Below are 18378 nucleotides of genomic sequence, written 5' to 3' on the forward strand. Positions count from 1 at the left end.
ACCTGCTCAGCGGTCACACCCTGGCTGTCGGTGACGACCACGGTGTAATCCAGCACCAGGCTCTCGCCGACGGCGAGATGATCGAAGGCTTCGCCAGCGACACTTGAGCTGTCGAAGGTCCAGTTCAGCGTGCCGTCGTTGCTGACACCATCGATGATGGCATCGGCGTCGACACTGAGCATGCTCAGCAGCTGATCGTTGCTCAAGCCATCAGTGTCACCAATGGCGGTCACGGCGGTGACGCTCGGCGTCACTTCGTCGGTGGTATCAAGATCGCTGACAGAGAGCGTGCCGGCGGTGGTCAGCGGTGCATCGGTTTCTGTCAGTGACTCGACCGCGCTGTCGTCGCCTTCGATGGCGATGACTGGCGCATCGTTGCTGCCATTGATGGTGATGCTGACAACCTGCTCGGCGGTCACACCCTGGCTGTCGGTGACGACCACGGTGTAGTCCAGCACCAGGCTCTCGCCGACGGCGAGGTGATCGAAGGCTTCACCGGCGACGCTTGAGCTGTCGAAGGTCCAGTTCAGCGTACCGTCGTTGCTGACACCATCGATGATGGCATCGGCGTCGACGGAGAGCATGCCCAGCAGCTCGGCATTGGTCAGGCCGTCGGTGTCACCGGTGGCGGTCACGGCGGTGACGCTCGGCGTCACGTCGTCGGTGGTATCAAGATCGCTGACAGAGAGCGTGCCGGCGGTGGTCAGCGGTGCATCGGTTTCTGTCAGTGACTCGCTCGCGCTGTCGTCGCCGTCGAGGGCGATGACTGGCGCATCGTTGCTGCCATTGATGGTGATGCTGACGACCTGCTCAGCGGTCTCGCCCTGGCTGTCGGTGACGACCACGGTGTAGTCCAGCACCAGGCTCTCGCCGACGGCGAGGTGATCGAAGGCTTCACCGGCGACGCTTGAGCTGTCGAAGGTCCAGTTCAGCGTACCGTCGTTGCTGACACCATCGATGATGGCATCGGCGTCGACGGAGAGCATGCCCAGCAGCTCGGCATTGGTCAGGCCGTCGGTGTCACCGGTGGCGGTCACGGCGGTGACGCTCGGCGTCACTTCGTCAGTGGTATCCAGATCACTGACGGAGAGCGTGCCGGCGGTGGTCAGGGTGGCGTCCGTCTCGGTCAGCGACTCAGCCGCACTGTCATCGCCTTCGATGGCGATGACCGGCGCATCGTTGCTGCCATTGATGGTGATGCTGATCAGCGCCGTGTCAAAGCCGCCTTGACCATCGGAAATCTGGTAAGTGAAGGTCTCGTTGAGGCTTTCTCCGACAGCCAGCGCCTGAACATCCGCGTTGGTGTTGTCGAGCGTGTAGGTATAGCTGCCGTCTTCAGCGACGGTGATGCTGCCATAAGTGCCAGTCACCTCAGTATCCACTGCGCTGGCAGTGCCGGTGTTGGCGCCTGCACCGATACCACTGACGATCAGAGCATCGCTGTCATTGCCACCATCCGTATCGGTATCCGGTTCCGCATCGGTCAGGACATTGCCGGTGGTAGTGCTGCTATCACCGGTTGCGATGCCCTCTTCGAGGTCCGCCACGTTGTCGTAGGCTTCCGGCGCGACATTGGCCACGGCCCAGGTAAAGGTCGTCGTGACAATGGCGCCATTCTCATCCGTCGCGGTCAGGGTGACGGTGTAGATGCCGTCAGCGTTGTCACCGCCGATGGAGGCATCCGGAGACAGCGTGCCGCTTATCTCGCCACTGGTCGGATCAATCGCGATACCGTCCGGCAGGTTGTCCGCAGAGAAGCTCAGCACGGCATCGTTGTCGACGTCAGTGAAGGCATCCGTGACGAAGAACGGCGTGATGGTATCGCCATCGTTGTCGCTCTGACCTGCCGGCTGTTCGTCAGTCACCAGCACCGGCGCATCGTTGGTGCCGGTGATGGTGATGGTCACGACCTGTTCGGCCGTCGCGCCCTGGCTATCGGTGACGACCACGGTGTAATCGAGTTCGAGCGTCTCGCCGACAGCGAGATGATCGAAGGCTTCACCTTCGACACTGCTGCTGTCGAACTCCCAGTTCAGCGTACCCTCGGTGCTGGCGTCACCGATGATGGCATCGGCATCAACAGAGAGCATGCTCAGCAGTTCAGCATTGCTCAGGCCATTGGTGTCACCGGTAGAAACGACAGAGGCGACGCTGGGGGTCACTTCATCGGTGGTATCGACATCACTGACCGACAAGGTGCCAGAGGCATTCAGAGTCGCATCGGTTTCCGTCAAGGAAGCGGATGCACTGTCATCCACATCAATGTCGATGACCGGGGCGTCGTTGGTGCTGTTGATGGTGATGGTGAGCAGCGCGGTATCAAAGCCGCCCTGGCCATCGGAGATCTGGTAAGTGAAGGTCTCGTTGAGGCTTTCCCCGACAGCTAGCGCCTGAACATCCGCGTCGGTGTTGTCCAGCGTGTAGGTGTAGCTGCCATCTTCTGCAATGGTGATGCTGCCGTAGGTGCCAGTCACCTCAGTGTCAACGGCACTCGCAGTCCCGGCGTTGGCGCCAGCACCGATACCACTGACGATCAGAGCATCACTGTCATTGCCGCCATCCGTGTCGGTATCCGGTTCCGCATCGGTCAGGACATTGCCGGTGGTGGTGCTGGTATCGCCAGTCGCGACGCCCTCTTCGAGGTCCGCCACATTGTCGTAGGCTTCCGGCGCGACGTTGGCCACAGACCAGGTGAAGGTCGTGGTGACGGTGGCGCCATTCTCATCCGTCGCGGTCAGGGTGACGGTGTAGCTGCCATCACCGTTGTCACCGCCGATAGAGGCATCCGCAGACAGCGTGCCGCTTATCTCGCCACTGGCCGGATCAATCGCGATTCCGTCCGGCAGGTTATCCGCAGAGAAGCTCAGGACAGCATCGTTGTCGACGTCAGTGAAGGCATCCGCCACGAAGAACGGCGTGATGGTATCGCCATCGTTGTCGCTCTGATTTACCGGCTGTTCATCCGCTACCAGCGCCGGCGCATCGTTGGTACCGGTGATGGTGATGGTCACGACCTGTTCGGCGGTCGCGCCCTGACTGTCGGTGACCACCACGGTGTAATCGAGCTCGAGCGTCTCACCGACAGCGAGATGATCGAAGGCTTCGCCCGCAGCACTGCTGCTGTCAAACGTCCAGGTGAGAGTACCGTCATTGCTGGCAGCATCGATGATCGCATCAGCATCCACGCTGAGCATGTCGAGCAACTCGGCATCGGTCAGATCATTGGTATCCCCGGTGGAGAGGACGGAGGCGACACTCGGAGTGACCTCATCGCTGGTATCGAGATCACTGACGGAAAGCGTGCCGGTCGCGTTCAGCGGTATGTCAGACTCGGTCAGTGCAGCGGAAACGGAGTCATCACCTTCGATGGCAATGATCGGTGCATCGTTGGTGCCATTGATGGTGATCGAGACGACCTGCTCGGCGGTCGCACCCTGGCTGTCAGTCACGAGGACGGTGTAATCCAGCACCAGGCTTTCGCCGACGGCGAGGTGATCGAAGGCTTCACCAGCGACGCTCGAGCTATCGAAGTCCCAATTCAGGGTGCCATCATTGCTGACGCCATCGATGATCGCATCGGCATCGACGGAGAGCATGCCCAGCAGCTCGGCATCGCTCAGGCCATCGACATCGCCGGTCGTGGCCACGGATTCGACAATCGGCGTGACGCTGTCCGAGGTATCCAGATCACTGACTGACAAGGTGCCAGACGTGGCGAGGGTATCGTCTGTCTCGGTCAGAGATTCCGCCGCGCTGTCATCACCTTCCAGCGCAATGACCGGGGCATCATTGGTGCCATTGATGGTGACAGTCAACAAGGCGGTATCGAAGCCACCCTGTCCATCAGATACCTGATAGGTGAAGGTCTCACTGAGCACCTGACCGACCGCGAGCGCTTGAACGTCCTCATCGGTGTTGTCGAGACTGTAGGTATAGGAGCCATCGTCCAGAATGACGACGGAGCCATAGTTGCCGGACACACTGTCACCCGCAGACGAGAACGCGGCCGGCACTGCACCGAAGGCGACACCACTGACGATCAGAGCATCATCATCGTTACCGCCATCACTGTCGGCCTCATCATTGGCACCGGCACCAGTCGCGCCCAGCACATTGCCGGTGACGTCGCTGGCATCGCTGCTGGCGACACCTTCATCAATGAAGGCAGCATCGTTCTCGGCGACAGGATCGACGTTGGCAACGGTCCAGGTCAGCGTGGTGCTGACATCTGCACCGAATTCATCCGTGGCGGTCAGCGTGATGGTGTAGACACCCTCCACACCGCCCTGAGAGGCATCGCTGGTCAGGGTGCCGCTGATTTCACCGGTAGCGGAGTCGATGGACAAGCCAGCCGGCAGCACATCAGCGCTGTAGGTCAACGTCGCGGTGGTATCGATGTCCGTGAAGGCGTCAGCCACCGTGAAGGGCGTGATGGCCTCACCGTCGACATTGGATTGATCTTCCGGCTGGTCATCCGGGTCCGCAGAGAGCACCGGCGCATCATTGCTGCCAGTGATGGTGATGGTGACAACCTGCTCGGCAGTCGCCCCTTCGCTGTCTGTCACCAACACGGTGTAATTCAGTACCAGCGTCTCACCTTCTCCCAGATAGTCGAAGGCTTCCGCATCAGCGCTGCTGCTGTCGAATGCCCAGTTGAGAGTGCCGTCATTGCTGGCACCGTCAATGATCGCATCAGCATCCACGCTGAGCATGGCAAGCAGCTCAGCATTGGTCAGGTCATTGGTATCACCGCTGGAGGCGACGGCCGTGACGCTCGGCGTCACTGTATCGCTGGTGTCCAGGTCGCTGACAGAAAGCGTACCCGTCGCACTCAGCGCAATATCTGACTCATCCAGCGCGGCGGTTGCGGCGTCATCCCCTTCGATGGCAATGACCGGCGCATCATTGGTGCCGTTGGTCGTAATGGTGAGCAGCGCGGTATCGAAGCCACCCTGGCCGTCAGAGATCTGATAGGTGAAGGTCTCGTTGAGGCTTTCGCCGACGGCCAGCGCCTGAACGTCCGCGTTGGTGTTGTCCAGGGTGTAGGTATAGCTGCCATCCTCGGCGATGGTGACGCTGCCGTAGGTGCCAGTGACTGCAGACCCCGCTGTCGTGTCAGTCCCGGCATTGGCGCCGGCGCCCACTGCGCTGACGATCAGCGTATCCGTGTCGTTGCCGCCATCGACATCCACATCGCCATTGGTGTCGCCATCGCTCAACACATTACCGGTGGTGGTGCTGGTATCACTGATGGCAACGCCTTCATCAAGCTCAGCAGTGTTGTCGAAGGCTTGCGGCGCGACGTTGGCCACGGCCCAGGTGAAGGTGGTGGTAACGGTGGCACCATTCTCGTCAGTGCCAGTCAACGTGACGGTGTAGATGCCATCATCATTGTCACCGCCGATCGAGGCATCCGGAGACAAGGTACCGCTGATCTCGCCGGTGGTCGGATCAATCTCGATACCGTCCGGCAAATTGGAGGCCGAGTAAGTCAGTACGGCATCGTTATCGATATCAGTGAAGGCATCGGAAACGGTGAACGGCGTGATGGCTTCACCATCATTGCCACTCTGATTCTCCGGCTGCTCACCCGCCACCAGCTGCGGTGCATCATTGCTGCCGGTGATGGTGATGGTCACGACCTGTTCGGCCGTCGCGCCTTCGCTGTCAGTCACCAGCACGGTGTAGGCGAGCTCAAGGGTCTCGCCGACGGCGAGGTAGTCGAAGGCGTCACCCCCGACACTGCTGCTATCGAATTCCCATGTCAGGGTGCCATCGTTGCTGCCGTCATCGATGATCGCATCCGCATCCACGCTGAGCATGCTCAGCAGCTCGGCATCGGTCAGATCATTGGTATCACCAGTGGAGGCAACCGATTCGACGCTCGGCGTCACTTCATCCGTGGTATCGAGATCACTCACCGAGAGAGTGCCGGACGTGCTCAGCGGCGCATCGCTTTCCGTCAATGCAGCGGAATCACTGTCGCCGTCCTCAAGGGCGATGACAGGCGCGTCATTGGTGCCGTTGATGGTGATGGTGATGTCTTGCTGGGCCGTCCCTCCCTGAGAGTCCTCCACCTCGACGGTGTAGGTCAGCACCAGACTTTCCCCTGCCGCCAGATGATCGAAGGCCTCCCCTTCGACGCTTGAGCTGTCGAAGCTCCAGCTGAGAGTGCCGTCATTGCTGGCAGCATCCACGAGGGTGCCTTCATCGACACTCAACATGCCCAGCAGATCAGTATTGTCGAGAGTATCCGTGTCACCTTCCGCAGTTACCGTGGTGACACTGGCAGTCACGGTATCAGCGGTATCGAGATCACTCACGGACAGGGTGCCGGAGGTCGCAAGCGATGCATCCGTTTCGGTCAACGATTCCGCTGCGCTGTCAGCACCTTCCACGGCAATTTCAGGAGCATCCTGAGCGCCGGTGACAGTGATGGTCAGGGTATTGCTGGATTCAGCGCCGTTGTCGTCACGCACGGTATAGGCAACGGTGGTGGTCGCAGCCTCACCCACGGCGAGATCATCGAAGTCGGTGCCCGGCGCAAAGACATAACTGCCATCTGCAGCGATGGCGACAGTGCCACCGCCCGTCATGGCGACAGCGGTGCCTATGCCAGAGCTAGACCCCGCGACCTGGCTGACAGTGCTGGTGGAGCCCGTATCGATATCGGTGTCATTGGCCAGCACGCCAGCGGCAGCCGCGACGCTCAGATCAGCGTTTTCTGCGGTCGTGCCAGTATCCGCCACAGCGACCGGTGCATCATTGACGCCGGTAATGGTGATGCTGACGGTGGTCTGGGTGACACCGTCCGCATTGGTGACCGTCAAAGTATCCGTCAGGGTGGCACCCAGGTTGAGCTGCTGGATGACAGACTGAGTATTGTCGGCACTGTAGGTCCAGTTGCCATCGGCATCGACAGTCAGTTCGCCGTAGGTGCCGGTCACGGTCTCAGCGCTGAACTTGTCTTCCCCGGTGTCGCCACCGGTGCCAGCATCCAGCGTGCCACTGGTGGTCAGCTCATCATCCGCTGACACATTGGTGTCTTCGGTGACATTGCCGGTGTCCAGGGTCAGCGTGGGAATGTCATCCACACCATTGACGGTCACGCTGACAGTGGCGGTAGAGACACCACCCTCGCCATCGCTGACCTGATAGGTAATGGTGGTGACGGCACTTTCACCTTCAGTGAGGCCATCAAAATCGGCGCCCGGATCAAAGCTCCAGGTGCCATCGGCGTTGACCGTGAAGGATCCACCGGTGCTGCCCGAGACAGCGCTGCCGACTCCGGCAGTGTTGCCATTCACCTGAGTGATGGTGAAGTCGGCAGTGGGCGTGTCCAGGTCGGTGTCGTTGTCGAGCAGACTGGTAGTATCAGCGGTGGACAGCGCGACGCCTTCATCGGTTGAGTCGGCATCCGCCACGGCTACCGGGTCGTCGTTGTTGTCGACGACTTTCAGATAGCCGGTCAGCGTATTGCTGGCCAGCGAGTCGCCGTCGATTTCGGCCAGTCCATCATTGTTGCCGTCATTGACGACCACGGTGTAGGCGCGTGTGTCGGTGTCGGGGTCATCGCTGGTGTTCTGGTAGGTCAGTGAATCGATCAATGCCGAGACCTGAGCTGCCGTGGTACCGGAGTCGAGCGTCACCGTCAGGGTGCCATCGACCAGTGACGTACTGGCAATGCCATCCAGAGAGTCATCGACGGAGAACACATCGGCATCCGTCGCCGCATCGATGCTGACCGTGATGGCGCCACCACCGAAGTTGTCGCCGACCAAGGCAGTATCGACATCCGAAAGCGACGCGCCTGATACCAACGCTACCTCGGCACTGCCAGTGCCTGCGCCATCATTCTCTGCAACAGAGATGGCAAAGGCTTGCGGCGCCGTGATGCCAGTGAGCACCGGTGCATCATTGATGGCATTGACGGTGGTGGTGAGCGTGGCGGCGGATGCGACATCCGACCAGATACCTTTCTGATCAAAAATGGAAACATCAACACGGGTTCCTGACGTCACAGCACCACTGCTATCGTCAGCCACGACATAATCGAGCCCTGTCGGCTCACCGTGATAATTCTCTATCGATACAAACCGCAGAGAGTCAGTGGGTGACAGAACAAGTGCATTGTCAGCGCTGACATCGGCCGGTAGATCAGCCCAGGTGACCCCGGTATCCGTGGAATACTGCCATGTGCCCTCACTCGCAACTGACGGGTTGGAGATGATCGCAACGCCGGCGAAATCATCGGCCTTACTACCGCCAGAAACCGCCTCATCGGTCTGATCATCAGCACTGTCATCATCGAAATTGTCCGCCATCAGATTGGCAACGGTGTCGCCTGCCGGATTGGGGGTATCTTCGTCGATGGATACCAGACCAACGCTGTCGAAGCGAGTGGTCGGGGCGTCGTTGGCCTCGATGACGCTGGTACCTATGGCAATTTGAACATCCGACCAGACGCCCGTCTGATCGCCCAGGTTACCGTTGGATTCACCAGCCAGATCTTTCAATTCGCCAGCGGAACCGCTGGTCTCGATGCTGGTATTACTGCCGTCACCAAGACGGACGGTCAACGAACCCGGTACGCCATTGAAGTCATCAGCCAGAACGAAGCGGATATCGGCATCTGCCGATACGATCATTGCACTGCTATCGGATAGCCCCGAGGGAATGTCGACCCATTCAGCATCGATGAATACCTGCCATGTGCCCTGATCACTGGTCGCAGTGTTGCCGGAAATGGCGACATAAGTCAGCAAGGTGGCTTCGCTGTCAGCCGTGAAACCATTTTCGTCGACTTGATCATCAGTCGCGTCATCGTACTGATCGACCAGCAGGGTATAGAGATCCGTTCCGGCGATCGCATCAGCTGCAGTATCTTCATCGACGGCAACGATGTATTCATCGGTACCATCGGCCACCGGTCGATCATTGACCGGCGTCACCGTGAGAGTGATGTCACGGCTCGCCTCCTCTGCACCGCCCTGTCCGGTATTGCCGGCATCATTGAGCACGATGCTGAGGGTATCCTCACCATAGAAGTCAGCTGCGGGGGTATAGACCTCGCTATCCAGTGAGGCCTGAAGCGATGCGACGGTACCCGTCAAGATGATGGTGTTGGTGCCATTGCTGAAGGTACCGTGATCCACGCTCAGCGTGAGCGTCAGGTTGTCAGCACCGAAATCATCAGAATCATCAAGGGTGACTCCGAGCGCTGACAGCGAGAGACTGCCGTCCTCGACCAGGGTGGTTGTACCGGTCGGGGCAGAGATGGTCGGTGCATCGTTGGTGCCAGAAACATTGACCGTTATGGCGGTGGAGATAGCAAAGGCATTGGCTAGAGCCAAGTTACCATTTCCATCATCACTGAACTCGACATCAAGTATCACTGACGTATCTGCATTCACTTCAGCGGCAGTCAATACGAGGTCATCAAGCGCGGCATTGATTTCGCTTAGCGTCCCCGTCAGGGTCACTTCACTGGTACCGTTGCCAGTGACTCCGACAGCATCCATATTCAAGGTGCCGCCGGTTTCACCCGTGGCGCCGCCCCGCACAGTCACTGTCACGGTCTGGCTATCAGTGAAGACTTCTTGACCGACATCATTGATGTCTGCGACGGAAAGGCCAGTGATAGTCAGGGGCTGACCATCATCCATCGTCTGCACCGGCGTAGTGGAGGTCAGTACCGGCTCATCATTGACGGCAGTGATGGTGATATCTGAGGTGGCGGCCGTGGTGAGTGCGGTGCTGTCACCATGAAGGTCGGTATCCGTCGCGGTGACGGTCAGCGTCACAGTGCCATTGTCATTGGCATCCGGCTGGTACTGGACGTTTGCCAAGGCGGTCGCGAGCTCTTCCTGAGTTCCCACCAGGGTGATGGTGTCAGTGCCATCGTTGCTGACAGTCGCATCACCCGCATCCGTGATCTGCAACGTGCCATTCGGGACGCTCAGCACGACGGTGATATCGGTATCGAAGCTGTCGGCGTCCGTCACCGTGATGGTGCCGATATCCTGATAGCCGCCGTCTTCGGTCACGGTCAATTCAGAAACATCAGACGGCATTGTCACGACCGGTGCGTCGTTCTCGGTGGATGCCCACAGCTCGACACTGGCCGTTGCCGTATTGAAGTCATCGCCGATGGCTTCGCCGCCTTCATTGTCAGGGCCACCGTTCGGACTGCCACTCTCAAGACGATCGTCCACTACGGCTTCGAGAGTCCAACGAGCGTCGGGGTCTGCTTCACCATTGAGAGTATCCAGAACCATCTGCACAGATAATGTCTCAAGGGAAGCCTGAACAGCCTCCAAGGTACCCTCAACCACCAAGGTATTGGCATCAGTGATGACAGTGGAATCGGTACCACTCGGCAAAGCCGTCAGTACAGCAGTGGTAAACGGGACAACAGCCCCACCTGCATCCTTGAGCGAGAGTGATACCTTGATGCCATCAGTCTCGCCAGCATCGATACCCAAATTGGAATCGGGATCCAGAACGTCGACATCACCGATGGTGAAGACATTTCCCAGATCAAGGGCAGACAGCGCCGTAGAGGGCGGGATCAAACGATCAGATGGCTGCGTCGAGGCGATCTCAGGCGAATCATTCAGTGGTGTAATCTCGATACTGAACGTCGCGACTTCCGTCGTCAGCGGCCCATCACTGACGGTAAAGGTGAAGTCGTCGGCGCGAGTTTCCCCGCCATCGTGCACATATTCCAGCAGACCATTGTCGATATCGGCCTGCGTGAAGGAGCTACCCACACGCAATATCTTGCCATTCAGCGTCAGATTGCCGTTTTCCGGCAGGCTCTTGATCACGAAGGTCGACTGACGCGTGGTGTTGTCGCTATCAACGGCTTGCAGCAGGCTGTTGTCGATGACAGAAGACTCACCTTCCCCCAAGGTCAGCACATTGTTGGCGGAGGTGGACGATTGATCGAGTGCATCGACGACGGTCTGATCCGCAGCATCGGAAGTGAGCGGGATCAACGGCGCATCATTGAAAGGCGTCACGGCAATGGTGACGTTGCCGATATTGGACACGACACTGGTGTCGAGTCCGTTGTCAGTCGGTGTAGAGGAGTTCGTCGCGAAGGGATCAGACGGCGCTGCCAGGTCATCCCGCACGATGAATGTAAAGCTGTCGTTCAGGGAGTCGACACTTTCACCACCATCGTGGACGTAACGCAATCCCCCTGACTGGCCATCCGCCTGTGCGGTCAGAATCGCCTGGGAGTACCAGACATCGGTGGAGGCTGCCTCCCAGCTGTCGCCATTCCAGACCTCGAGTGATCCTCCGCTCAGCTCGGTGCTGGTGATCTGGAACCAGAGGTCATCACTTTCACCCTCGCCGACCAGATCCTCCAGACTGCCATCCACATCCGACATCACCAGATTGGTGATACGAACGATGCCGTCCGTCGTATCGGTCTTCTCGAGCAGACTGACACTCGAGTTACCCACGACCGGCGCATCATTGACGGGTGTTGCGTCGATGGTGAAGACATCAGTAATGGGGTCGAGCGTGGCGGGATCCTTGTCGAGGTCCGTCGGCAGGAGGGTGAACGTGAAGCTGGACTCATGACCTTCGCTGCCATCGTGCAGGAAGGTGACCAGCCCGTTATCGATATCTTCCTGGGTGAAGCTGCCGAAGTCGGAAATCGCCTGACCATCCAGGAACAGCGTCCCGTTGGTCGGTATGTTCGTCACGGTGTAGACGATCTGGGTCGCAGGCAGCACGTAGCCGTCCAACTCGGCGCCATACTTGAGCATGGCGTCTGTGATGACCACCGCAGAGGAAGCAGGATCGGACGTGCTTTCGCTCACGGTGACGCCGGTATTGTTCACTTTTTCGGCGTAGATGGTCTCCTGTTGCTGCTCCCCGGAGCCACCGGCCACATTGTCAATCAGGAAATTCAGCGTGCCGACGGTCGGTGAATCCGTACCGCCCCAGGTCCCTGCGTCTCCTGCCTCTTCAAACGCCTTGAATTCGGAATCCACCAACGTGAAGGTGAAATCGTCCGCCGTGCCTCCAGTGCCATCCACGAGGGTCTGTTGATAGCGGACCTCGCCCGCCGTGACCTGCGCCTGCGAGAAGGTGCCACCCACCGGCAGCTTGACCCAGTCAGTCCCATTGAGAATCTGGATCTCACCAAAGCTCGGCAAGGTCTCGATCTTGTAGCTCAGCTGATCATCGGTGCTGTCAGGATCTATCGCGTTCAGGGCAGATGCATCGATCAATACCGCCTCGCCAGTGGCATCCAGCACCTCTGTGGTGGGCGTCAGCGTCGGGTCATCGTCATTCTCGAGAATGCTGATCTCGACGGTGCGGTCACTGGAAAGCTCATTTCCCGCCCCTTCGCCACCGCCGGCGTCGGTCACCCTGAGGGTGAAACTGGGCAAGTCATCAACGTCCGGTTCATCGCCATCATGGGCAAATGACAGGTACTGGAGCTTGTCCGCGGTAAAGCTGGCGGCATCGCTCGAAGGGCTGGAGATGATTTCATCCGCATCCGCGATACCGTCCTCGTCGAAATCCAGGTAGAGGGTGCCACGGTCCGCAAGATTGCCCAGGTCGGTGATCTCCACCGTGGCATTCTCGGCAGCATCGGCATGGCCGGACTCTTCATCGGTGTAGCTCAGGCCAAGCCGAGCATTTTCGCCCTCGAACTGCTGCGGGTCGCCCGTGATGGTCGGCGCGGCATTGTCAGGAATCAGCTCGATATTGAGAGAATTGGAGGCCTCACCACCCGCGCCATCCACCACCGTGATGGCGAAGCTGTCATTGTCCCCGACGGCGACATCGCCACCGGCATGGGTATAGACCAGCTTGCCGAGCTGGTCGGCATCGAAACTTGAACCAATCGCTACCGGCGAACCATTGAACGTCAGCGAGCCGCCCGACGGCAGGCTATCGATCTCGATGATCAGCTGGTCGGTGTCCTGCTCACCGCTGACGATATCCGGGTCACTCAGACCCAGCGCCTCGATGGAGAAGGTGAAACTCCCCGCTTCCGTGACCGTCGCTCCGCTGTCCCCGAATACCGGGTCATCGTTCACTGGCGTCAGAGTGACGACGAAATCGAGGCTGCCTCGGTCAGGATCCACGACGCCGTCCGTGGTTTCCGTGAGACTCAGGCTCAAGGTGATATCGTCGGTGTAATCCGCACCGGGAGTTACCAAGAGATTCGCGAGCTGAGCGGTGATCTCCTCAGCCGTGCCGGTCAACGTGGAGCTGCTGCCGCCATCATCGAAGGCTGCCCCGGCATCAGCCGCTGCCTGATCCAGATTCAGCGTCAGCGAGTACTCATCCGTGGCGTTGCCTTCATCGTCCACATTGCCACTGTCCGTGACACTCAGACTCGACAGACTGAAGCTCGAATCCTCCGTTCCCGACAGCGTGGCGCCATCGCCGGTGGCCTTCACCTGATCACCTTGACTATCGGCGCCCTCCGCAATGGTCACGGCGGCAGCGGCATCCAGCAATAGACGGGGCTCAAGAGCCTGGAGATCGAGTTCGCGCATGGATGGGCACCATTGTAAATTTGTGAAATTATCAGTTACACAAAGATACGTTATGCCTTGCGTCGAATGGAACGTAACAAAAATTCACGTTCCTTCCACGCTTGAGAATTCGATCCATTGAAACAGTCAAAATTTCAGGATCTTGGATCAAGAGGTACTCGCAGATCAGTCCCGTGGTGACTGTACCAACATGAAAAAGAGACTATGCGCATCGCACTTAGCCTCTCTCTAAAAACTATACAGGTCATCTTTTGGATTTCGACAAAAGCTGGACCTTGGTTACGACAGTTTCTTGACCCACAGCGCCGCAGCGTCCACGAGTTTCTGGTGCGCGTGCCGGAAGGCCTCTTCACTCTTGCGATAGGGATCCGGAATCTCTTCGCCCTGCCCCCCCGCCAGCCAGCGGCCGAACATCATCGTCTTGCCACTGACTTGCGGTGCCATCTGGTTGATGGCACGACGATGACCATCGCTCATGACCAGAATCAGATCCGCCGCCGTCAACATCTCGACCGATACCTGCCGCGCACGATGCCCATCAACCTCCAGACCGGACTCGAGAGCGAATCTAGCCGCCGTGGGTTCGACAGGATGATCGACCAATGCGCCCACACCCGCCGAGTGAACCGTCTTGCCCGGCAACGCTTGCTTCAGCAGTGCCTCACCGACCGGACTGCGACAGATATTGCCGGTACACACCACCAGAATATTGTTGAACACGCTGACTTCCTCTTCCTTGTGACGCTTACACTCATGTCGATGGCCCGGGGGGAGACGCTTTCCCGCGCCCGGACACCAGAGGGCCATTGTCGCATGCTGGCAGCCCGTGCGGCAGGCTTGCGAGGCTCGATGGACGCAGCCTGTGACGTTTCAAGGGGGAAGCGCGTGCTCGAATGGCAACACTGAGATGACGCCAGATCGATCACCTCGGCTCTTGAAGGTCAGCGGCGGCATCTCCAACTCTTGTCGTGTAGCCAATGAGGTGGCTGATCCAAGGTCGATGTCGCTCATGTGACATCCGCCGCTCGGCCACTCGCTGAACCAGCACCCAGATAGGGAGGCAAGATGAGCAACAAGACACTGACCGCGACCAATCCGGCCAATGACAAGGTTCTCAATGAATACGCCACGCTGAGCAAGGACGAGGTTCAGCAGAAACTGGAACAGACGCGCACTGCCTATCCGCAATATCGTCAGCTCTCGCTGGAAGAACGTGCGAAACGTCTGCACGCACTGGCAGACCTGATAGATCAGCGCCAGCAGGACATTGCCACCTTGATCGCCCATGAGATGGGCAAGCCGTATCAGCAGGGCATCAGCGAGACGCAGATCTCCTCCAGCATCGCGCGTTTCTACGCCGACAACCTGCCCACGTTGATGGAAACCGAGCAGCGCGACGTCGAGGGTGCCGTCAGAGCGAAGATCGTCAAGGACCCCATCGGCGCAGTGCTGGGCGTAATGCCGTGGAACTATCCGCTCTATCAGGTCATCCGCTTCGCGACCCCGGCACTGGCAGGTGGCAACGTCTGCCTGATGAAGCATGCCTCCAACGTCCCAGGTTGCGCTGAGCTGATCACCCAGCTGTTCCATGAGGCCGGTTTCGAAGATGGCATCTTCACCTGGCTGCCGGTGGGCTCCGAGATGATCGAAGACATCATCAATGATCCTGTCGTGCAGGGCGTGACCCTCACCGGCAGCGAAGAGGCAGGCCGCAAGGTCGCCGAGCAGGCCGGTGCGGCGCTCAAGCCCAGCGTGCTGGAACTGGGGGGTATCGATCCGTTGATCGTGCTGGATGACGCCGACATCGAGCGCGCGGTGGATCTCGCCATCGCCGGACGTTTCGACAATACCGGCCAGAGCTGTGCCGCCTCCAAGCGCTTGATCGTCGACAAGTCGATCGCCGAGGACTTCTCCAGACGTCTGATCGAGAAAGTGAAGGACATGCGCATGGATGACCCGCTCAACGAAGGGGTCGACATCGGTCCGATGTCACGCAAGGACCTGCGCGATGACCTGCATGATCAGGTGCAGCGTGCCATCAAGGCTGGCGCCAAGCTGGAATGCGGTGGCGAAATTCCGGATCGCGAGGGTGCCTGGTATCCGCCGACGGTGCTGACCAACGTCACCCAGGGCAATCCAGCCTTCAATAAAGAGCTGTTCGGCCCGGTCGCTTCCGTGGTGGTCGCGGAGAACGAGGCGCATGCCATCGAGCTCGCCAACGACTGCCCCTACGGTCTGGGCAGCACGGTGGTGGCCAAGGACGACGAGCGCGGCGAACGTGTCTCGCGTCAGCTGGAAGCCGGCATGAGCTTCGTCAATCGCCCGACCACGCCTTTCGCCCAACTGCCCTTCGGCGGTGTCAAAGGCAGCGGCTATGGTCGTGAGCAGAGCGAATATGGCTTCGGTGCCTTCATGAACATCCGCACCGTCTATGTCGCCAAGCACTGAGGTGACACGTCATCGATGTCCTTGAGCACTGAGCTCTCGAGGCATCGATGTCACGAGGTCAGGCAGCCCATGGGCTGCAATCAACAACGCCCCGCTTTTCAGCGGGGCGTCTTGCGTCAGAAGGCTCCCAGGCTCTGCACGAGCGCCGGCATCACTTGTCCTGTCTGCGTGCCGTCAGCCGTCTCCATCAACCGTCTCCATCAACGAGACACGCAGCCCTGCAGACAGGCTTCGCCTTCCAGCTGCACCGTGACGTGCGAGATCGCATGGGTATCGAGCAGATAGGCCTGGACCCGCTCAAGCACCTCGCCGGGAATGCCGGTATCGGCCACCACCACATGCAGGCTGGCAACCGGGGATTGAGGCGTCAGGCCCCACAGATGGAGATCATGCACACCATCCACTCCCTCCAGTGTCAGTAGACCCGCCTGGATTTTCTCGTGGTCAAGTTGCTCCGGCGTCCCTTCCAGCAAGGTATGCGCCGAGCGTTTCACCAGCGACCAGGCACCGCGCAGTATCAGTACCGCTGCGAGCATCGACAGCAACGGGTCGGCCTGATTCCAGCCGGTGGTCATGATGACCAGCGAGGCAATGATGGCCGCCACGGAACCCAGCAGGTCGCCCATGACATGCAGCAGGGCGCCGCGGAGATTGAGATTGTCCTGATCTCCCTTGTGCAATATCCAGAATGCCGCGATGTTGACGACAAGTCCGAGCACGGCAATCGCCAGCATCGGCCCTGCCAGCACCTCAGACGGCAGCCACAGGCGCTTGAGGGCAGCCATCACGATCGCGACCCCGATGACCAGCAATGTCAGGCCATTGACGAACGCGGCGAGCACCTGAAAACGCGCATAGCCGAAGGTCAGCTTGCGGGTCGCTGCGCGATGTCCGAGGCGAAACGCTCCCCACGCCAATGCCAGCGACACGGTATCACTGAGCATATGGCCGGCGTCCGCCAGCAAGGCCAGAGAGCCCGCCACCAGCCCGCCGACGACTTCCGCCAGCATGAACCCGCCGGTCAGCCACATCGCCAACATGACCCGCCTTTCGCTGTCAGCGGTCACCTCAGGTGCATGGTCATGATGTCCATGACCATGTGAATGGCCGTGTGAATGGCCATGGTGATGACCGTGTGAATGACCCTGCGCATGCACGTGTCCGGATTCATGCCCATGATCTTTCGATGTCGTGTCCTGCGACGATGTCGCCATCCAGCCTCCTGACCACCATTCCTGCATTCGTGAAAAGCCGCGAGATCGATCGCTGCAACGCTATCGATTCCCTCTGCATTAGGCTTATCCTGCCACGGAATTCAAGCTCCATTGTTGAATTTGCAAGTTCCGATATATGACAGCACCGCCTGTATCAGCTTGTTAGGATAGAGATCAGACATTCCCATGCCCAAAGGAACCGACGCCACCCCATGAGCACCACTACCGAGACGACGCCTTCCCGCTCGCCTTTCAAGGCCGATCTGTTGCTTCTGCTGGTCACCATCATCGCCGCCGCAGGCTGGATCTTCTCCAAGGAAGCCATGGCCGGGATGCCCCCGCTACTGTTCATCGGCAGCCGCTTCCTGCTGGCAGGCCTCATCCTGGCGATCTTCGACGCTCGCTCGCTGAGACAGCTCTCCACTACTCGCAAGCTGCGCGCCAGTGGAGTCGGCGTCCTGTTTGGCGGTGCCATGGCCTGCTGGTCATTGGGGGTGGCACTGTCCGAGCAGCTCGGCGTGATCGCGTTCATCAACAGTTTCGGGATTCTGATGGTACCGGTGCTCGCCCGCCTGCTGTTCAAGGACAGGCCGCCGATGAGCACCTGGATCGCCCTGCCCACCGCCCTGCTCGGTTTCGCGCTGTTGGGCATGGGACAACCCGGCGCTACGGAAAGCTTTCATATTGAACCGGCACAATGGCTCATCTTCGGGGCTGCCTGCCTGTTCGCCCTGGTGTTCAACTTCAATTCACGTCTGGTGCGCAATATCCCGGCCCTGCCGCTGACAGCCATCCAGCTGATGACCACCGGCGTCACCTGCCTGGTGCTGTCGGCCATCAGCGAAAGCTGGCCGGCCGGCATCAGTCTCGACATCCTGAGCTGGTTTCTGGCCAGCACTCTGATCGCCAGCACCCTGCGTTTCTTCCTGCAGATTTACGCACAGAGCCTGACTACGCCCAGCCATGCCTCGGTCATCCTGATGCTCGAAGCGGTCTGGGCGGCCCTGATGTCGGCGGCCTGGTTCGGAGAGCGCATGACCCTGATCCAGATGACAGGCTGCGGACTGATCTTCATGGCCCTGCTGATCAATCGCTGGCAATGGATCGCGCGTCTCTGGCGTCAGCGACGGGTTGCCTCGTGAGTAAAGCGTCCTGACTTGAGTGTCAGGCATGTCGCCACC

The 18378-nt window shown here is 59.4% G+C and carries 5 protein-coding genes; 2 read left to right on the forward strand and 3 right to left on the reverse strand.

From position 1 onward, the window contains the following. Together HXS65_RS12790 and HXS65_RS12795 are read right to left on the reverse strand one after the other, a co-directional pair. A partial coding sequence (locus HXS65_RS12790; RefSeq protein ID WP_176494055.1) for a VCBS domain-containing protein occupies window positions 1-13535 on the reverse strand: 13535 nt, incomplete at its 3' end. A 279-nt stretch (window positions 13536-13814) separates the two neighbouring features. Continuing rightward, window positions 13815-14255, reverse strand: coding sequence for a phosphotyrosine protein phosphatase (locus HXS65_RS12795; RefSeq protein WP_077375822.1), 441 nt, complete (start codon window positions 14253-14255; stop codon window positions 13815-13817). A 345-nt stretch (window positions 14256-14600) separates the two neighbouring features. Here HXS65_RS12795 and HXS65_RS12800 point away from each other — a divergent pair, with 345 nt between their 5' ends. Next, entirely contained in the window at window positions 14601-15983 is a 1383-nt protein-coding gene (locus HXS65_RS12800; protein ID WP_176494057.1) for an NAD-dependent succinate-semialdehyde dehydrogenase, read from the forward strand. A 200-nt stretch (window positions 15984-16183) separates the two neighbouring features. Here HXS65_RS12800 and HXS65_RS12805 read toward each other — a convergent pair whose 3' ends face one another. Then, window positions 16184-17023 carry a cation diffusion facilitator family transporter gene (locus tag HXS65_RS12805; protein WP_255304508.1) on the reverse strand — a complete coding sequence of 280 codons (840 nt, stop codon included), beginning with the start codon at window positions 17021-17023 and terminating at the stop codon, window positions 16184-16186. A gap of 386 nt (window positions 17024-17409) precedes the next feature. Between HXS65_RS12805 and HXS65_RS12810 the strand changes: the two genes are divergently transcribed. After that, on the forward strand, window positions 17410-18339 hold the full coding sequence (locus tag HXS65_RS12810) for a DMT family transporter (RefSeq protein WP_084208522.1): 930 nt from the start codon (window positions 17410-17412) through the stop codon (window positions 18337-18339). Window positions 18340-18378: the final 39 nt, after the last annotated feature.

Origin of the sequence: Cobetia sp. 5-25-4-2, from assembly GCF_013374075.1 — a bacterium.
Lineage (GTDB): Bacteria > Pseudomonadota > Gammaproteobacteria > Pseudomonadales > Halomonadaceae > Cobetia > Cobetia marina.